Origin of the sequence: Sinorhizobium psoraleae, from assembly GCF_013283645.1 — a bacterium.
Classification (GTDB): Bacteria; Pseudomonadota; Alphaproteobacteria; order Rhizobiales; family Rhizobiaceae; genus Sinorhizobium; species Sinorhizobium psoraleae.
Genome location: NZ_JABEKV010000003.1, coordinates 504438 through 519592 on the forward strand (window position 1 = coordinate 504438; position 15155 = coordinate 519592).

Here is a 15155-nt window from a genome sequence, read left to right on the forward strand (position 1 = left end):
TTATCATTCTCGCTCCAGCCTCCGTTCGTTGTCCACCGCCCGGCGGCAAAGCCGCACCCTTAATTCTGCCTCCCCAACCCGACTCGATGCCCCTTACGCGAAGCCGCGCTAGAGAACGGTCGCCCATTTTGGCTCTACCGGCAAGGGTAGCTGCGCATTACAGTCACAATCTCTGACTGTTTTTCGCAAGGTGGTGCTTCACGTCGCTGCCTACCAGATCGCTTGCCAAGGCGGCCTTCTCACGCTCGCGCACCCTTCGTTTCGGGAGGCGCAAAACGCTCGTGGGCCAAGAAATCGATCGGTCGTTGGACAGGCCCTGGTCGAAATCGCCAGGACCGATGGTTCATAAGCCGCCATAGCGGAAGCGAGGGGAACCAGTTGCATCGAAATGAGTTAGTCTAGGTTGTATGATCTGGCGGGGGCTCGACTGCTGCTATATGGGCCTGTTGCCACCCAGTCCAAGGGTAGTGGTATGAACGCTCCGGTTCCCGAACGTTCGCCGAGGAAGTCCTATGACTTCTTTCAGTATCTTGTCGATGGCATTGCCGAACCGGTGATCGTCAAAGACGAGGCGTCGCGATTTGTTTTCATAAACAGCGAAGCCTGTGCGCTTCTCGGCAAAACTCGCGACGAGCTCATCGGACGAACCGACTATGATTTTTTGCCAAGTGAGGAAGCCGATGGGATTGTCGCGCTTGACAGAGCCGTCCTCTCGACCGGCCAGGACTGCCAACTCGAAGAGCAAATCACGACACCGGATGGCGCCACGCGGACGCTGCTGACGAAGAAACGCTGCGTGCGCATACCGGTCGGCGCGACGGAAGAGAGATTCCTGGTCGCCGCCATCATGGACATTACACATCTGCGTAAGACCGAAGCAACGCTGCGCGCCAGTGAGGAGCATTATCGGTCTCTCGTAGACTTGCACCCCCAGGTTCCTTGGACGGCTGACGCAAGGGGGGAGGTGTTAGAGGTAGGCCCGCGATGGACCGAATTTACCGGATTGCATGAGGGAGCGACGCTCGGACGTGGATGGGCAAAAGCCGTGCATCCGCAGGACGCCGCCATGGTCCATGCGCAATGGCAACGCTCTCTTACGAGCGGCGAACCGCTCAATATCGAATACCGGCTTTTGACCGCAACTGGTCGTCATCGCTGGTTTCGAGCCCGCGCAGTCGCCAAGCGTAGCAGCATTGGAGAAATCGTGCGCTGGTACGGCCTCCTGGAGGATATCGACGAAAGGCGACGCGCCATTGATGCTTTGCGTGAAAGCGAGGCACGGTTTCGGGCAATCGCTGACGACGCCCCGGTGATGATCTGGGTGGCCGACCCAACGGGCGACACCAGTTTTTTTAATCGCTTGTGGTTGGAGACCACCGGCCAAACGGAAGCCGAAGCGCTCGGTTTCGGCTGGGTGGATGTGATCCACCCCGATGACCGGGAAAAAGTGCAGCGAGCATTTTTCAGCGCGGCCGCAGGAAAAGAGGCTGTCCGCAGCGAGTACCGGTTGCGGCGGGCCGATGGAAGCTGGGCGTGGGTGATAGATGTCGGTCAGCCCCGCTTTTCCGCCGATGGAGCCTTTCTCGGTTATGTAGGGTCGGTTCTCGACATCACGGAACGTCGAGCCGCTGAGATCGCTCAACAGGAAGCGCAGGCGTTCATCAGAAGTATTTTCGACAGCAGTCCCGACTGTGTGCGCGTGCTCGATCTGGAAGGGCGGCCGTTGCTAATGAACAAGTCTGGCCGGCGCATCTTCGGTCTGGCGGAAGGGGCTCCGCTTACAAAAACGACGTGGGACGTCGTGGGCAACGCTTCCGACGCACAAACGGTACAGGCGGGCTGGGAAAAGGTCAGAGCGGGCGAGACGGCTCGCTTCGAGATCAGCGTACGGGTCAAGGACGAAGAAAGATGCATGGACGTGATCTCAGCCCCGATCATGGGGCGCGAAGGAAAGCCTATCAGGATGCTTTCGATCTGGCGCGACATCACCGATGCGAAGCGCGCCAGCGAGGAAATCAGCCGCGCGCAGAGGAGAGCCGAAGCCGCGGCTGACCAGCTTTCCTCGGTTCTCGAAAGCACCATGGACAGCGTTATGCTCCTCGATGCCCAGTGGCGTGTCCGTTATTTGAACGAGAACGCCAAGACGCTCTTGCGGATCGGTGACGAGGCGCTGGGGAAGGTCATTTGGAAGTTGTTCCCGAGAGAACGGAAGGGGAACTTTGGCAAACACTGCCAGGAGATCATGGACCGCCGTGTCCGGTCCTTCTTCGAGGATTACTTGCCATCCCTCGATCGATGGATCGAGGCAGTTGCTTCTCCAGCGCAAGACGGCATTTCTGTTTTCTGCCGAGACATAACGGAGCGTCGCCGGGCCGAGGAGGACAAGTTGCTCGCCCAGAAGCAGATGGCCCACTTGGCCAGGCACGACATGCTGACCGGGCTTGCAAACCGGATGTTCTTCCGTGAATGCTTCGATCGGGCCCTTAGCGAGAAGAGTGCCGCCGGCCGCATGGCTGTGCTGTGCCTGGACCTTGACGGGTTCAAGGCGATAAACGATACGCTTGGCCATCCCGCTGGCGACGCTTTGTTGCGCCAGGTGTCGGCGCGACTCACCCAATCCGTGAGAGCCACGGACATCGTCGCACGCCTCGGGGGTGACGAATTCGCGATTATACACCGCTTGGCACGGACCCATGACGGGGCGTTTCGCCTCGCCCAGCGGGTTATCGACACACTCTGCGAACCGTTCACCATAGAAAGCGTTAGCGCCACTGTCGGGGCGAGCGTCGGCATTGCTTTTGCGCCGGACGATGGGACTTCCGCGGATGAATTGATCAAGGCCGCCGACATCGCCCTCTACAACGCAAAGTCAAGCGGGCGCGGCACTTACAAGCGCTTCGATGCGGCCATGCATGCGGAGTTGCAGGCGCACCAGCAGGTCAAGATCGCGCTCAAAGGCGCATTAGAAAGGAACGAATTCGAGCTGCATTATCAGCCGCTGATAAGCCTGAAATCGCGGCGCGTAACAGGCTGCGAAGCGCTTTTACGGTGGCGCAGTCCCGAAAGAGGTATGATCGCACCCTCCGACTTCATCCCCACTGCTGAAGAAACGGGACTGATCGTGCCGATCGGCAAGTGGATTCTTGATCAAGCCTGTCGCCAGGCCGCGTCCTGGCCGGAACATATCAGTATTGCTGTCAACCTCTCACCGGTCCAGTTCAAGCATCGGAATCTCGTGAAGGCAGTGGCCGATGCGCTCTCGGCCTCTCGTCTCGATCCCGCCCGCTTGCAATTGGAGATAACGGAGTCGGTCTTGCTGGACGAGAGCGAACACAATCGCCAACTGCTGCTGGAGTTGCGTGGCCTCGGTGTGAAAATCGCGATGGACGACTTCGGAACAGGCTACTCATCCCTCGGTTACCTGAGAAGTTTCCCTTTCGACAAAATCAAAGTGGACCAAGCCTTCGTCCGCGACTTGCCCCACGGCAAAGAATCTCTCGCGATCGTCAGAGCCGTCGCCGGCCTCGGACATAGCCTGGGCATGACGACGACGATCGAGGGCATTGAAACAGAGGACCAATTGGCGATCGTGAATGCGGAAGGGTTCCATGAGGCTCAGGGTTACATCTTCTCGCGACCCCTGCCGGCATCGGAAGTGTCGAAGTTGATTGAAAACCCTTTGTAACTGTTGGCGCGTCATGCGTTTCAGACCGATTTTGCGAAGCGGCGTCGATCATAGCAGCAGCATTGGCGCTACACGTCGCCTGGCGTGTGTGGCACAATCTGCATACTACCGCGCATTGATACGCAATGACGGGAACGCATTCGCTGAGACGATCGTTAGTTGCAGACCGGCCAGCGAGCCGAATTGATGGCCCGCAAGCGCCAGACAACCGGCGAGGAAAGCGTAATGAATGCCTCACGCGTCGCACTTATTGCCGATGACGATGAATTCTTCCGAATTGCGCTTGGCTTCATCTTGAAGAGCAAATTGCACTTCACCGAGATTATCGAAACCGGATCGCTTGACGAAGCGATTGAACGGCTCAGCGAGCGCGAGGACATATCGCTGGCGTTGTTCGATTTGGCGATGCCCGGCATGAAAAGCGTGGTCAGCCTCGCGGCCGTGCGCGACATCCACCCCGATCTAAAGGTCGTCGTCGTCTCGGCATCGTCGCGCCGGTCGGACATCTTGTCTGCTCTCACTGCGGGGATAAACGGCTATGTGCCAAAAGGCCTCGGGGCGAGCGATGTTGCCGAGGCAATCGGGGCGATCCTGAACGGCGCCGTTTACGTACCCCCGTCTATAGCGGGCCGCGCCTCTCCCTCCGAGGAAGCAGAGATGCCCCAAACCACGCGCGGACATCAGGACGGACGCAGCCATCGCACAATCGAACTCCTCACCCCGAGGCAGCGCGAGGTCCTCCTGCTCCTTGTGCAGGGATTCTCGAACAAGGAAATCGCCCGCAAGCTGAAACTCGGCGAGGGAACCGTGAAGATCCACATGGCAGCACTCTTCCGTAGTCTGCGGGTAAGAAACCGCCAGGAGGCGGCAGCCGCAGGGGCGCGGCTGTTACCCATGACCGAAAGCTAGGGTCGACATAGTCCGGTCGGATAGGCCGTCGTCTAAGCCATCCGGACGAGTAGCGCAAATGCATGCCAGGGCATAGTGACGACAGCAACGGAAATGAATGTGGAACCAAATGCGCCAGCCTGCTTCGACAGCCAACTTATCCCGACCCCCGCTTCACGCTTGCCCGGCAAAAGGGAAGGGGAGCGTTCCGTGACAGGTGGCGCGCCGTCACCAAATCTCGCTGAACAGGCAGCCCACAGGGTCGGTCTGAGCTTTCCAGCGTCCAGGAAAGGGGCCATCGCTTCGGCGATCGCCCGGCTCATGGTGCAGCGTGGGATTGGCGACAGCCGGTCGTTTCTCGACCGGCTGGGGCTGGACGAGGATTTGACCGATGATGCGATCGCAGCGATGACGGTCAGCGAAACGCATTTCTTTCGAAATCCAGCTCAATTCCAGCTTATACGGCAGACAATGCTTCCAGAATTGCAGCGACGGCGGTCCGACGGCTCTCCCGTCCGGATCTGGAGCCTTGGCTGTGCAACGGGTGAGGAGCCCTACTCCCTTGCCATTCTCTGTGACGAGGAAGGTCTTTTGGAGAATGTTCGAATAAGCGCTGCGGACATCTCCAGAAGGGCGCTCGTCACCGCGAAGGCCGCCGAGTATGGCGAATGGTCCTTGAGGAATACGGATCACAGGCTGAGGAAACGCTACTTCACCTCTTGCGAAGCACGTTTTCGACTGCACGAACGTCTGCGCCGGCAGGTCGAGTTCACTCAACTGAACCTTGGTACAGATGAGCTTCCGGCGCCCGAAAGGAACTTGGCTGACTTCGATTTGATCCTTTGCCGCAACGTCCTCGTCTATCTCGATGCAATCGCAGTGCGCCGGATTGCGCGCCAGCTATTCGCCTGCCTTTCTGATGGCGGTTGGTTGTTGACTGCTCCGACCGATCCGCCCTTGTGGCAATACGCCCCTTTCGAAACGTCGATCACGCCCGCCGGTGTGATCTATCGGCGCATGATGGCTCATTCAGACACTTCGAAACGGTCGATCTCACGCGTCACCTCTGTTCAATGCCAAACCAAGAACCCTCTCGCGCGCGTCCCGCCCGCTCGTGCTTGCGTCGCCGATGCGCGAAAAACGCTCGGCGACAACGCCGTCAAGGCGATTGCCCGACAAATCCGCTCGCGTTCTGATATGGGTGAGACCCGCGACGCCGCACGCCTCGCTGCGCAGGCCGTTGAAAGTCACCCGCTCTCAGCGGAACTGCATTTTCTCCAAGGACTCTCCCAGATGACCCACGGAGAGACCGACGCGGCTGCAGCGGCGCTGCGACGGGTGATATATCTGGATAGCGATCTGGCTGCCGCGCAGTTCTTTCTCGGTGTCTGTCTCAAGGACAGCGATCCGCAAGCGGCCCTACGTGCCCTCGAAAACGCGCTCCTGTTTTGCCTCTCTCGTCCGCAGCGCGAACGCGTCGTCCTGATGTCTGGGGCGACGGCTGGACATCTCGCGGAGCGCGCAAGGCGAGAGATCGGTAAAATTCGGTGGCACTTGGGAAGCGAGGGCCTATGACGACACCTTTTCGGCCCGCCGCCCGTCCGGTCGACTGGACCGCCGTCAGAAGGCGGATGGCAGCAGCGATAGAACAGACGGAAGTGCTTTTGGGAGCGGCACAACAGGATGAGCAATACGAGCGGCAGTCGCCGCACCTGGCCGGTGATGCGTTGCCCGGACGGAGCGAAGAGCAGGCAGTCGGCCTTGTGACCTTCATGCTATCGAATCGCCGGCTTGCATTGGAGATCCGATACGTCTGCGAAATCGTTTCGAAGGCACGCGTCAGTCCGCTCCCCGGAATGCCCCCGCATGCCTGTGGCGTCTACGATTTACGCGGCCATTTGCTTCCCGTCTTCGACCTATGCGGACTGCTCGATCTCCCGCGTGGGACCCGCACCACCAATAACTGGATGATCGTATGCGGCCAAACACAGCCGGAATTCTTGATCCTATCTGATACTGCGCCCGAAGTATTGACGCTCCCTCTGGAGGAAATCGGAGGGGCGGAAGCCGATCTCGGGGATAACGCCTGGCATTGCGCGACGACAAAAGCGGGCGCGGTCATTCTGGACGGCGACCTTCTGTTGAACGACCGCCAATTCTTTCTTGAGGACGAGCGGGTCATCGCGAGCAACGAAACGGAAAGGACCGAGATCCATGAGCCCCCGATTGGCAAATAGCCTCTATGGCGCGTTGGGGTTGGCAATGCTGCTGTTCGTGGCCGCTTCGGCGCTGCTCGTCGGGTCCAGCTTTATTGCCCTGGAACGGGTGCGGGCCGATCTTGCCGCGACGTCCTCGTTGGGCAAGGAACGTGTTGCCTACCAGATGGTCTATGCGGCCGGGCGCATGGAAAGGGCGGAGGGGGCCGCTCGGGCCGCTGCTGCCGATGAACTGCGTGGCCTGATGAATCGCAACGAGCGGCTGCTTGCGAGCCTGGTCGATGGCGACGGAAGGCTCGGGCTGGAGGCAACGACCGATCCCGCCGCCCGCACGCAGCTTGAACAAGCCCGCCAACAATGGCTGGAGCAGGTGAGGCCCGCTCTGGAAAGCGCAATCGCCAATGCGCCGATCGATCACGCCGCGCTGGATGAGCTCGATCCAAAGATCAAGACTTTTGCCACCCGAGTGGACGAATTGATCGACCAGATCGAGCAGGCGGGAGTCGCCCGGCTCCAACGCTCTCAATTGCTGCAACTTGGTTTTTCCGCTCTCGCCGTTCTCCTGCTCCTTCACGTGCTCCGGGTCGCGCGTCGACTCGTCCGGCGCACCCGCGCGCTCGCCGGCGTGGCGGAAAAGGTCAGCGCCGGTGACCTGGAGCAGAAGGCCTCCGTAGAGGGTAACGACGAGCTCGCGGTTCTCGGCGCCTCCTTCAATACAATGACCGCAAGGCTCGCCGGAATGATCGACAACGAGCGAGGCAGCAGGGAGAGACTTGAAGAGCTGCTCGCCATGATCTCGGAAACGGCGCAACACCTTTCGTCGTCCGCCGCCGAGATCCTCGCCGGAACCACGCAACAGGTCGAAGGCATGCGTGAGCAATCGTCGGCCGTCGCCCAGACAGTTACGAGCGTCGATGAGGTGCTGCAGACGTCGGAACAGGCAGCGCAGCGCGCGCAACAGGTTGCTTTCTCCTACGACCAGGCCGTCAAGATCAGCAATGAGGGCCGCAGAGCGCTCGATGACACCGTGCACGTAATGAATACGGTTAGCGCGCGCACGGAAGCGATTGCCGGAGACATTCTTTCCTTGGCAGAAAACAGCTTGGAAATCGGCGAGATCGTCTCGGTCGTCGCCGAAATCGCAGACCAGACCAACCTATTGGCGCTGAACGCTGCCATAGAGGCTTCACGTGCAGGCGAGCACGGCAAGGGCTTTAGTGTCGTTGCCAGTGAGATCAGGACACTTGCCGACGAATCGAAATCCGCGACAACGCGGGTCCGTCGAATACTGATGGAGATCCAGAAAGCGACAAACGCGGCGGTTATTGGCGCCGAGGATGGGACGAAGAGTGTCAGCCGCGCCCTTGAGACGGTGAACGAAGCAGGCGAAACGATCCGGCAGCTCGAGTCGATCGTTGCCGATTCCGCGCGTTCGGTCGCGCAGATCGCCGCTTCCGCGGGCCAGCAAAAAGCGGGCATGAAGCATATTCACGACGCAATGCATTACATCGAGCAGACGAGCAGCCAGAATCTCTCGGCGATCCGGCAAGCGGAGGAGGCCGCGAAAGATCTCAACGAGCTAGGCTCGAGGCTGAATGAAATGCTCGCTTACCATGGCAATTGATATGACGAAATCCGAAGAATTCGACCGTGGACTGCTGCACATGTTCACCGAGGAGGTGGGGGAGCGTGCGACCGACATAGAGCAGGCTTTGCTCGCAATCGAGGATACCGGGGAGGCTGATGAGAAACTCCGCCTGCAGGAGCAGCTGTTAAGGATGGCGCATAGCCTTAAGGGAGCCGCCGGGTTGCTTCAGGTGCGGGGAGTGGAAGCGATCTGTCACTGGATGGAAGAGGTCCTCTCCATCACCGTGAATGAGCAGCTCGTGCTCGAAAAATCTAAACTGGACCTGCTGCTGACGGCCGCAGACGCAATCAGGGACGCGGCCCTGCTCTTAGAGAGCGGCGAGACGCTTCCGCCGGCGCACGGCGAGAGCGTCGTCGATGCGCTGAAGGCTGCCATAGCGAGAAGGGCGGATCACCGCGGCGGCAAGCCGAAGTTGGGACCGCCTTCGGGGGGATTGAAGGTGCCGGTTCGCGCCAGCGATACCGACGGCTCGATGCGCGTCTCCGCCGACCGACTGGATACCCTTCTCTACAGGAGCGGCGAATTGCTGTCCTTCAACGCGATTATACGCCGCCACGCCGAGGAGGCGTCCTTGCTGCGGGAGCAGGCGCGGAAACTGCGTGGGGTCGGCACCGAGTTCGCCACGCTGGCGGCTAGCATCGAGATCGGACTGCGCCAGCTTGCGACATCGCTGCGCCAGGACATGAGAGTGATGCACAGTACCGCGACAGCGCTTGACCACGAAGTGCGGCACGCGCGCACACAGCCCTTTGCAGAGGCCTGCAAGGGGTTCGACCGTGTCGTGCGGGACGTGGCGTCCGCGTCGGGCAAATTGGCAGAGTTGGAAATCAAAGGTGGAGAGATCGAGATCGATCGCTCAATCCTTTCGGGGCTTCAGGATTCACTTCGGCATCTCGTGCGCAATGCAGTCGCGCATGGCATCCAGCGGCCGGAGGAACGCCGGGCAGCAGGAAAACCGGAGAAGGGCAAAGTCCTGATTACGGCCGCCATCTCCGGAGACCGGATGGAGGTGCGTGTCGAGGATGACGGCCGCGGCCTTGATGTAGCCCTGCTCAGCAAGGCGGCGGGCGAAGCGTTGGAAGAGGTGAAAGACGAAGCGCAACTCCTGCGGCGTGTATTCGAGCCGGGCGTATCGACGTCGGCGACGGTCACAAACCTATCGGGGCGTGGAATAGGTCTCGACATCGTCAAGCGAAATGTCGAAACGCTGCGTGGCACAGCGGAGATATCCCAAGTGCCGACGGGAGGCGCCGCCTTCACCCTCACGCTCCCCCTGACATTAGCGACGGTTCGCACACTGGAGGTCATTGCAGGGAAGCATGTGCTCACGATTGACACGGCTTCTGTCCAGCGGGTGATACGCATTCATGCGCAAGACTTCGCCATGTCTGGACACAGGTGCATCGTCAGGACGCCGATAGGCCCAATACCGTTTGTGGATCTGGCCACTTGGCTAGGAGTGCAGCTGGGCAGAGGCGATATCCGGCAGGCCATGCCGGCCATAATCGTCGACGCCCCGGGCGGGCCGATCGCGGTACTCGTCGATGCCGTTGCCGGTGAGCAGGAACTTCTTGCCCGTCCACTCGGACCGCGGCTCGCGAAAGTTCGTCGTTATAGCGCTGGCACAGTAATGCCTGACGGGCATATCGCCCTTCTCCTGAACGTCGCCGCGCTCGCGGAGGCTGCCGCCGAGGCGCGATTACCAGACGGCGCACGCGTGCCCCAGCCGATTCCGACAGTGCGTCGCAAGGTGCTTGTCGTCGACGATTCAAAATATATACGGACGTTGGTGAAACTCATCCTCGAGGGCGCGGGCTACGATGTCGTCACGGCAAGCAATGGCAAGGAAGCGTTCGACCAGCTTCGTGACCGCGGCGCCGACGTGGTTGTCGCGGACGTCGACATGCCGTCCATGAACGGCTTCGAACTCACCGAGGCCATTCGTCAATCGGAACGTTTCGCCGATACGCCCGTCGTCCTTGTGACGGGCCGGGGAACGCTTGAAGACAAAGTCCGGGGGCTGCGCGCCGGCGCTAACGCCTATCTGAGAAAGGACCAGTTCGATGCGCAGCACTTCCTGGAGACGATGCGCCGGGTTGTGTGAGGACGAGGATGACACGTATTCTACTTACGACATCGACACCTGCCCTTGAACAACTTTTCAAAAAGGCGGCCGGAACCGACGCTGCCGTAAAGCTCGTGGGCGTCGCAAGAAGCGGCAAGGACGCAGTGAGGCTAACCGGTGAACATTTGCCGGACATCATCGTAGTGGAACTCCGCGGCGATGACACCGCCGAAACCGTCAGGGAGATAATGATCGCCGTGCCGACGCCCGTGGTGATGGTGTCATATCAGGACGGTTCGCAATTGGGAGGGATGTCCGCGCGCGCACTCGAGGCGGGCGCGCTCGCGGTTATCCCGGCGCCGACCGCATCCGGCACGTCTCTCGAGCAAGCGGCTTTCGACAAGTTCCTGTCGACTATCAAGGCCATGGCACAGGTCAAGGTCGTTCGCCAGTGGCGCAAGAAAACCCGTGGTGATCACCGGGTCAAAGAGGCACCCGAGACCGCGGCTCACACTCGGATCGCGATCGTGGGGATCGCCGCCTCTACCGGCGGACCCGCCGCGATCCGTTCTATATTGAGGGGTCTCCCCAAGGATTTTCCCGCACCCATTCTCGTCGTGCAGCATATGTCGAATGGCTTCATCGATGGCGTTGCCGCATCTCTCGATGCGACGGTCGCGCTCAAGGTGAAGGTCGGAGCGAATGGCGAACGACTGAGGCCCGGGACGGTTTACCTTGCTCCGGATGGCCATCAGCTCGGCGTCTCCGGGAAGTTGCGCCTGCGCGTCGTAGACGAGGATCCCATCCAGGGATTCAAGCCCTCCGGATCATATCTCTTCGGTTCAATTGCTCGCGCTTTCAATGGCGAGTCTCTCGCGGTCATCCTGACGGGGATGGGCGATGACGGCACCGAGGGCCTTCGGGCGCTGCGCGTGGCGGGCGGAAAGGTAATTGCTCAGGACGAGAAGAGCTCGATCGTCTTCGGAATGCCGAAATCGGCGATTAGTGCCGGCCTCGTCGACTTCGTGCTGCCGGTTGAAGACATAGCCGCGAAGATCACCGCTCTCGCTACTGCATGATTCTTTGATTAAGAAATCATGCAGTGGGCGCCGAACCTCCGCTCAGCGCCGTCGCCGTCGCCACCCCCGATTCCTGCGTTGGAGCGATTCCGGATCGCGAAGGGCAACAGCAGGGAGTGCCTTTCGCGCCCGCCCGCCCGCATCATTCATCGCCCCCTACATGCTCATGATTTGGATGGCGGCCGGCGTGATGATGACCGCGAAGAGCACAGGCAGGAAGAAGATGATCATCGGCACGGTAAGCTTCGGCGGAAGAGCGGCTGCCCGTTTTTCCGCCTCGCTCATGCGCATGTCACGGTTCTCTTGTGCCATCACGCGGAGCGCTTGACCGAGGGGCGTGCCGTATTTTTCTGCCTGGATAAGGCTGGTCACGACGGCGCGCACACCCTCAACGCCGGTTCTCTGCCCCAGATTCTCGAAGGCCTGCCGTCGGTCCTGCAGGTAGGACAGCTCCGCAGTGGTGAGTAGGACTTCCTCCGCGATCTCCGGCGACTGCGCGCCGATCTCCTCGCCCACTTTCCGAAAGGCGCTTTCGATGCCCATGCCGGATTCGACGGTGATCAACAGGAGGTCCAGCGCCTCCGGCCATGATCGACTGATCGCCTGCTGCCGCTTGGTGGTTCTGTTCCTGATGAAGATCGCAGGGGCGAAGTAACCGAACGATCCGATTCCGGCAGCCATCGCCACAACCAGTATCAACGGCGCCTCCGGCCGGATGATGAAGAGGAGATAGAGCAGAGCGGCAATGAACATCACCACCGGCGCAATCAACCGCACGGCAAGGAAGGTCGTCACCGGAGCATGACCGCGATAGCCTGCCATACTCAATCTGCGGACGATTTCGCCATCCTCCGCCTGCTTGGCAAGATTGAAACGGTCGACTATCGCCTGAAAGAGGCGCTTGGGTTCTGCGCGCAGCGAAACCTTGCTCTGCCCGGCCTCCAATCGCGCCCGCTCGCGCTGGCGGATACGTTCGCGCTCGCCTTCCACCCTTCTCATTCGATCGGCCAGGGTGTTGCGAAAGACATAGGGCCAGGAAACGACGATGACCGCGGAAAAGGCGGAAAGGCCGGCCATCAAGACGGACAACTGCTCCGGGTCGGGGATATAGACAACGAGGCTCATGTCGGTTCTCAGAAGTCGAAGTTGATCATTCTGCGCATGACGAGAATGCCGATGCCCATCCAAAGTCCACAGCCGACAAGCACGAGCTTTCCGGTCAGCGTCGTGACTAAAAGCATCATGTAGTCCGGGCTGGTCAGATACACGGCACCGGCGACGAAAAACGGCAGAACACCGATGATGCCGGCGGAGGATTTTGCTTCGGCGCTCATCGCTTTGATCTTGCTTTTCATTTTCTTGCGCTCCCGCAGCACCTTCGAAAGATTGCCGAGTGCCTCGGAAAGGCTGCCGCCGGTGCGGCTTTGAATGGCGATTACGATGGCGAAGAAATTTGCTTCCGGTAGCGGCATGCGTTCACACATACGCTCCACGGCCTCGTCAACGGGGATGCCCAGCGTCTGGTCCTGCGCGATGGAGACGAACTCGCTTTTGACCGGTTCCTGCGCTTCTGCCGCAATCACCCTCAGGCAATCGCCCATTGGCAGGCCCGCCTTGAGTCCTCGGACGATGACATCGACCGCATTCGGGAACTCGGCAGCGAAGCGGGCGAACCGCGATTTGCGCTTCTTGCTCACATACGCATGCGGCAGCAGCAAGCCGCCGGCGATGGCGAAGCCGACCGCTACCAACGGCCCAAGGCCCAGCGGAACCATTATGCTCCAGGTCGTAAGGGCGACACCGGCGCAAGCGAGGAAATAGGTTCTGGTCGACCAGTGGAGGCCGGCCTGGCGGATCCTGCCGGCGAGCGACGGCTTGCGGCTCCTGCGCGCATTCGCCTTGTGCTTCGCGTCGATTTCGCGCAGCGTCTTTTCGACCGACCGTCGGCGATCCCGGCCATCCTCTTCCGCCCGTTCGCTCTGCTTGCGCTCCGCCACGGCCGCGATGCGCTCGAACCTTTGGCGATAGACGCTTGCCTTGACCACTCGCGGATAGAAGACGGCTATCATCACGCCGCCGATGCTGGTGGAAGCCAAGAGAAAGACAAACGCGGGAAACAGCAGGGAAGTCAGCATCTCTTACGCAGCCACCTTCATTTCCGCAGCATCGAGTGCGGCGGCAAGCCGCGCCTCTTCGCCATAGTAACGGGCGCGGTCCCAGAATGCCGGGCGACCGATGCCCGTCGAACGATGTCGTCCGATGAGATTGCCCTTCTCGTCCTCACCCTGAATGTCGTAAACGAAGAGGTCCTGGGTCGTAACCACATCGCCCTCCATACCGAGTACTTCGGTGATGTGCGTGATCCGGCGAGAGCCGTCGCGAAGACGTGCAGCCTGCACGATCACGTCGACCGACGAGACGAGCATCTCCCGAATTGCCTTGGCCGGCAGCGAATGCCCGCCCATGGTGATCATTGCCTCGATGCGCGAGATCGCTTCGCGCGGCGAGTTGGCATGGAGCGTGCCCATCGAGCCATCATGGCCGGTGTTCATCGCCTGCAGCAGGTCGAAGGCCTCCGGCCCGCGCACTTCGCCGACGATGATCCTTTCAGGCCGCATGCGCAGGCAGTTCTTGACGAGTGCGCGCATGGTGATTTCACCCTGTCCTTCGATGTTAGGCGGGCGCGTCTCGAGCCGCACGACGTGCGGTTGCTGCAATTGTAGCTCGGCCGCGTCTTCGCAGGTGATGATGCGTTCGCCGGGGTCGATGTAGCCGGTGAGGCAGTTCAGAAGCGTTGTCTTGCCGGAGCCGGTGCCGCCGGATATGAGCACGTTGCAGCGGACGCGGCCGATGATCTTCAGGATCTCGGCACCTTCCGGCGAGATCGAGCCGAAGCGCACCAATTGGTCGAGCTTCAGCTTCTCTTTCTTGAACTTGCGGATCGTCAGCGACGGGCCGTCGATGGCGAGCGGGGGCGCGATGACGTTGACGCGCGAGCCATCTGCGAGACGCGCGTCGCAGATCGGGCTCGATTCATCCACGCGCCGGCCGACCTGGCTGACGATGCGCTGGCAGATGTTGAGGAGCTGTTCGTTGTCGCGGAAGCGGACACCGGTTTCCTGCACCTTGCCGCCGACCTCAATAAAGACGTGGCTCGCGCCATTCACCATGATATCGGCGATGTCGTCGCGTGCGAGCAGGGGTTCCAGCGGGCCGTAGCCCAGAATGTCGTTGCAGATGTCACTGAGCAGCTCGTTCTGCTCGGCCAAGGAAATCCCGGCCTTCTTGGCCGCAACGATGTCGTTGATGATCGCGCCGATTTCGTTGCGCGCCTGCTCGCCTTCCATGTTGGAGAGTGCGGCGACGTCGATGGTGGCGATCAGTGCGCTAAAGATTTCTTTTTTCAGGCTGTAATATTGCTCGGCCTTTTCGGCCTTGGCAGCTGCGGAATGGACGACCGGCTTCGGAACTTGGATCGGCGCCGCCCCAGCTTGTGGTTCGCGCGCGGTCTCTGCCTCGACGGCCGTTTCATCGACCTTTTCCCCCGAGCATGATTTCTTACCGAACATAGCAC

At 60.5% G+C, this 15155-nt stretch carries 10 protein-coding genes; 7 read left to right on the plus strand and 3 right to left on the minus strand.

Going from position 1 to position 15155, the window contains the following annotated elements; translation table 11 throughout:
* Nucleotides 1-472: 472 nt before the first annotated feature.
* From ILFOPFJJ_RS18160 to ILFOPFJJ_RS18190, 7 genes are all read left to right on the plus strand, one after another.
* On the plus strand, nucleotides 473-3685 hold the full coding sequence (locus tag ILFOPFJJ_RS18160; RefSeq protein WP_173511957.1) for a PAS domain S-box protein: 3213 nt from the start codon (nucleotides 473-475) through the stop codon (nucleotides 3683-3685).
* A gap of 225 nt (nucleotides 3686-3910) precedes the next feature.
* Nucleotides 3911-4594: a LuxR C-terminal-related transcriptional regulator gene (locus ILFOPFJJ_RS18165; RefSeq protein WP_173511958.1), complete on the plus strand. Its 684-nt coding sequence runs from the start codon at nucleotides 3911-3913 to the stop codon at nucleotides 4592-4594.
* A 189-nt stretch (nucleotides 4595-4783) separates the two neighbouring features.
* Nucleotides 4784-6148 carry a CheR family methyltransferase gene (locus tag ILFOPFJJ_RS18170; protein ID WP_173511959.1) on the plus strand — a complete coding sequence of 455 codons (1365 nt, stop codon included), beginning with the start codon at nucleotides 4784-4786 and terminating at the stop codon, nucleotides 6146-6148.
* A complete protein-coding gene (locus ILFOPFJJ_RS18175) occupies nucleotides 6145-6810 on the plus strand; it encodes a chemotaxis protein CheW (RefSeq protein ID WP_173511960.1) in 666 nt (221 codons plus the stop codon). The genes ILFOPFJJ_RS18170 and ILFOPFJJ_RS18175 overlap by 4 nt, the downstream gene beginning before the upstream one ends.
* Nucleotides 6788-8413 carry a methyl-accepting chemotaxis protein gene (locus ILFOPFJJ_RS18180; protein ID WP_173511961.1) on the plus strand — a complete coding sequence of 542 codons (1626 nt, stop codon included), beginning with the start codon at nucleotides 6788-6790 and terminating at the stop codon, nucleotides 8411-8413. Before ILFOPFJJ_RS18175 ends, ILFOPFJJ_RS18180 begins: the two co-directional genes overlap by 23 nt.
* A 1-nt stretch (nucleotide 8414) precedes the next feature.
* Complete coding sequence (locus ILFOPFJJ_RS18185) at nucleotides 8415-10541, plus strand: hybrid sensor histidine kinase/response regulator (protein WP_173511962.1); 2127 nt, start codon at nucleotides 8415-8417, stop codon at nucleotides 10539-10541.
* Nucleotides 10542-10549: 8 nt separating this feature from the next.
* Nucleotides 10550-11581, plus strand: a complete 1032-nt coding sequence (locus ILFOPFJJ_RS18190) for a chemotaxis protein CheB (protein WP_173511963.1) — start codon at nucleotides 10550-10552, stop codon at nucleotides 11579-11581.
* 156 nt (nucleotides 11582-11737) lie between these two features.
* Here ILFOPFJJ_RS18190 and ILFOPFJJ_RS18195 read toward each other — a convergent pair whose 3' ends face one another.
* The 3 genes from ILFOPFJJ_RS18195 to ILFOPFJJ_RS18205 are packed head-to-tail and all read right to left on the minus strand — an operon-like array spanning nucleotide 11738 to nucleotide 15150.
* On the minus strand, nucleotides 11738-12706 hold the full coding sequence (locus tag ILFOPFJJ_RS18195) for a type II secretion system F family protein (protein ID WP_173511964.1): 969 nt from the start codon (nucleotides 12704-12706) through the stop codon (nucleotides 11738-11740).
* Between the two features lie 8 nt (nucleotides 12707-12714).
* Nucleotides 12715-13716 (minus strand): type II secretion system F family protein, encoded by a 1002-nt coding sequence (locus ILFOPFJJ_RS18200; RefSeq protein ID WP_173511965.1) that lies wholly within the window; start codon nucleotides 13714-13716, stop codon nucleotides 12715-12717.
* A gap of 3 nt (nucleotides 13717-13719) precedes the next feature.
* Nucleotides 13720-15150 carry a TadA family conjugal transfer-associated ATPase gene (locus ILFOPFJJ_RS18205; RefSeq protein WP_173511966.1) on the minus strand — a complete coding sequence of 477 codons (1431 nt, stop codon included), beginning with the start codon at nucleotides 15148-15150 and terminating at the stop codon, nucleotides 13720-13722.
* Between the last annotated feature and the right edge of the window lie 5 nt (nucleotides 15151-15155).

Coding starts and splice junctions, on each gene's coding strand:
- ILFOPFJJ_RS18200 (WP_173511965.1), bottom strand. CDS start 13,716: ATGCTGACTTCCCTGCTGTTTCCCGCGTTTGTCTTTCTCTTGGCTTCC.
- ILFOPFJJ_RS18205 (WP_173511966.1), bottom strand. CDS start 15,150: ATGTTCGGTAAGAAATCATGCTCGGGGGAAAAGGTCGATGAAACGGCC.
- ILFOPFJJ_RS18175 (WP_173511960.1), top strand. CDS start 6,145: ATGACGACACCTTTTCGGCCCGCCGCCCGTCCGGTCGACTGGACCGCC.
- ILFOPFJJ_RS18195 (WP_173511964.1), bottom strand. CDS start 12,706: ATGAGCCTCGTTGTCTATATCCCCGACCCGGAGCAGTTGTCCGTCTTG.
- ILFOPFJJ_RS18180 (WP_173511961.1), top strand. CDS start 6,788: ATGAGCCCCCGATTGGCAAATAGCCTCTATGGCGCGTTGGGGTTGGCA.
- ILFOPFJJ_RS18160 (WP_173511957.1), top strand. CDS start 473: ATGAACGCTCCGGTTCCCGAACGTTCGCCGAGGAAGTCCTATGACTTC.
- ILFOPFJJ_RS18190 (WP_173511963.1), top strand. CDS start 10,550: ATGACACGTATTCTACTTACGACATCGACACCTGCCCTTGAACAACTT.
- ILFOPFJJ_RS18165 (WP_173511958.1), top strand. CDS start 3,911: ATGAATGCCTCACGCGTCGCACTTATTGCCGATGACGATGAATTCTTC.
- ILFOPFJJ_RS18185 (WP_173511962.1), top strand. CDS start 8,415: ATGACGAAATCCGAAGAATTCGACCGTGGACTGCTGCACATGTTCACC.